At 57.2% G+C, this 3199-nt stretch carries 1 rRNA gene; it reads right to left on the bottom strand.

Annotated features, from left to right (window positions below):
- Positions 1–22: 22 nt before the first annotated feature.
- Positions 23–3147, bottom strand: a 23S ribosomal RNA gene (locus IE316_RS35110).
- Positions 3148–3199 lie beyond the last annotated feature (52 nt).

The raw sequence follows: 3199 nt of genomic DNA, 5'->3' as shown, positions 1-3199 counted from the left end.
AACACAGTGGACGCGAGCAACTGAGGACAAGCCCTCGGCCTATTAGTACCAGTCAACTCCACACCTTACGGTGCTTCCATATCTGGCCTATCAACCCAGTCGTCTACTGGGAGCCTTAACCCCTCAAGGGGGTGGGAGTCCTCATCTCGAAGCAGGCTTCCCGCTTAGATGCTTTCAGCGGTTATCCCTCCCGAACGTAGCCAACCAGCCATGCCCTTGGCAGAACAACTGGCACACCAGAGGTTCGTCCGTCCCGGTCCTCTCGTACTAGGGACAGCCCTTCTCAAGACTCCTACGCGCACAGCGGATAGGGACCGAACTGTCTCACGACGTTCTAAACCCAGCTCGCGTACCGCTTTAATGGGCGAACAGCCCAACCCTTGGGACCGACTCCAGCCCCAGGATGCGACGAGCCGACATCGAGGTGCCAAACCATCCCGTCGATATGGACTCTTGGGGAAGATCAGCCTGTTATCCCCGGGGTACCTTTTATCCGTTGAGCGACGGCGCTTCCACAAGCCACCGCCGGATCACTAGTCCCGACTTTCGTCCCTGCTCGACCCGTCGGTCTCACAGTCAAGCTCCCTTGTGCACTTACACTCAACACCTGATTACCAACCAGGCTGAGGGAACCTTTGGGCGCCTCCGTTACCCTTTAGGAGGCAACCGCCCCAGTTAAACTACCCATCAGACACTGTCCCTGATCCGGATCACGGACCCAGGTTAGACATCCAGCACGACCAGACTGGTATTTCAACGACGACTCCACCTGAACTGGCGTCCAAGCTTCACAGTCTCCCAGCTATCCTACACAAGCCGAACCGAACACCAATATCAAACTGTAGTAAAGGTCCCGGGGTCTTTCCGTCCTGCTGCGCGAAACGAGCATCTTTACTCGTAGTGCAATTTCACCGGGCCTATGGTTGAGACAGTCGAGAAGTCGTTACGCCATTCGTGCAGGTCGGAACTTACCCGACAAGGAATTTCGCTACCTTAGGATGGTTATAGTTACCACCGCCGTTTACTGGCGCTTAAGTTCTCAGCTTCGCCTGGACGAATCCAAGCTAACCGGTCCCCTTAACGTTCCAGCACCGGGCAGGCGTCAGTCCGTATACATCGCCTTACGGCTTCGCACGGACCTGTGTTTTTAGTAAACAGTCGCTTCTCGCTGGTCTCTGCGGCCACCCCCAGCTCTGGCAGCAAGTGCCGTCACCGGAAATGGCCCCCCTTCTCCCGAAGTTACGGGGGCATTTTGCCGAGTTCCTTAACCATAGTTCACCCGAACGCCTCGGTATTCTCTACCTGACCACCTGAGTCGGTTTAGGGTACGGGCCGCCATGAAACTCGCTAGAGGCTTTTCTCGACAGCATAGGATCATCCACTTCACCACAATCGGCTCGGCATCAGGTCTCAGCCTCGTGTGCGACGGATTTACCTACCGCACGGCCTACACCCTTACCCCGGGACAACCACCGCCCGGGATGGACTACCTTCCTGCGTCACCCCATCACTCACCTACTACCAGCTCGGGTCACCGGCTCCACCACTCCCCCTCACTCCGAAGAGATCAGGGGCGGCTTCACGGGCTTAGCATCACTGGATTCGATGTTTGACGCTTCACAGCGGGTACCGGAATATCAACCGGTTATCCATCGACTACGCCTGTCGGCCTCGCCTTAGGTCCCGACTTACCCTGGGCAGATCAGCTTGACCCAGGAACCCTTAGTCAATCGGCGCACACGTTTCCCACGTGTGTATCGCTACTCATGCCTGCATTCTCACTCGTCAACCGTCCACAACTCGCTTACACGGCTGCTTCACCCGGCAGACGACGCTCCCCTACCCATCACAGCAGGCGTTGGCCCTATTGCTGCAATGACACGACTTCGGCGGTACGCTTGAGCCCCGCTACATTGTCGGCGCGGAATCACTAGACCAGTGAGCTATTACGCACTCTTTCAAGGGTGGCTGCTTCTAAGCCAACCTCCTGGTTGTCTCTGCGACTCCACATCCTTTCCCACTTAGCGTACGCTTAGGGGCCTTAGTCGATGCTCTGGGCTGTTTCCCTCTCGACCATGGAGCTTATCCCCCACAGTCTCACTGCCGCGCTCTCACTTACCGGCATTCGGAGTTTGGCTAAGGTCAGTAACCCGGTAGGGCCCATCGCCTATCCAGTGCTCTACCTCCGGCAAGAAACACACGACGCTGCACCTAAATGCATTTCGGGGAGAACCAGCTATCACGGAGTTTGATTGGCCTTTCACCCCTAACCACAGGTCATCCCCCAGGTTTTCAACCCTGGTGGGTTCGGTCCTCCACGAAGTCTTACCTCCGCTTCAACCTGCCCATGGCTAGATCACTCCGCTTCGGGTCTTGAGCGTGCTACTAAAGTCGCCCTGTTCGGACTCGCTTTCGCTACGGCTACCCCACCCGGGTTAACCTCGCAACACACCGCAAACTCGCAGGCTCATTCTTCAAAAGGCACGCAGTCACGAGACACCAAGCAAGCTTGATGTCCGACGCTCCCACGGCTTGTAGGCACACGGTTTCAGGTACTATTTCACTCCGCTCCCGCGGTACTTTTCACCATTCCCTCACGGTACTATCCGCTATCGGTCACCAGGGAATATTTAGGCTTAGCGGGTGGTCCCGCCAGATTCACACGGGATTTCTCGGGCCCCGTGCTACTTGGGTGTCTCTCAAACGAGCCGCTGACGTTTCGACTACGGGGGTCTTACCCTCTACGCCGGACCTTTCGCATGTCCTTCGCCTACATCAACGGTTTCTGACTCGTCTCACGGCCGGCAGACCGTAAAAGAGAGATCCCACAACCCCGCATACGCAACCCCTGCCGGGTCTCACACGCATACGGTTTGGCCTCATCCGGTTTCGCTCGCCACTACTCCCGGAATCACGGTTGTTTTCTCTTCCTGCGGGTACTGAGATGTTTCACTTCCCCGCGTTCCCTCCACACTGCCTATGTGTTCAGCAGCGGGTGACAGCCCATGACGACTGCCGGGTTTCCCCATTCGGACACCCCCGGATCAAAGCCTGGTTGACGACTCCCCGGGGCCTATCGTGGCCTCCCACGTCCTTCATCGGTTCCTGGTGCCAAGGCATCCACCGTGCGCCCTTAAAAACTTGGCCACAGATGCTCGCGTCCACTGTGCAGTTCTCAAACAACGACCAGCCACCCACC

The organism is Streptomyces fumanus, from assembly GCF_014655295.1.
Taxonomy (GTDB): Bacteria; Actinomycetota; Actinomycetes; order Streptomycetales; family Streptomycetaceae; genus Streptomyces; species Streptomyces fumanus.
The sequence above is the reverse complement of the archived record's forward strand: the minus strand, read 5'-3'. Positions and strand labels throughout refer to the sequence as shown.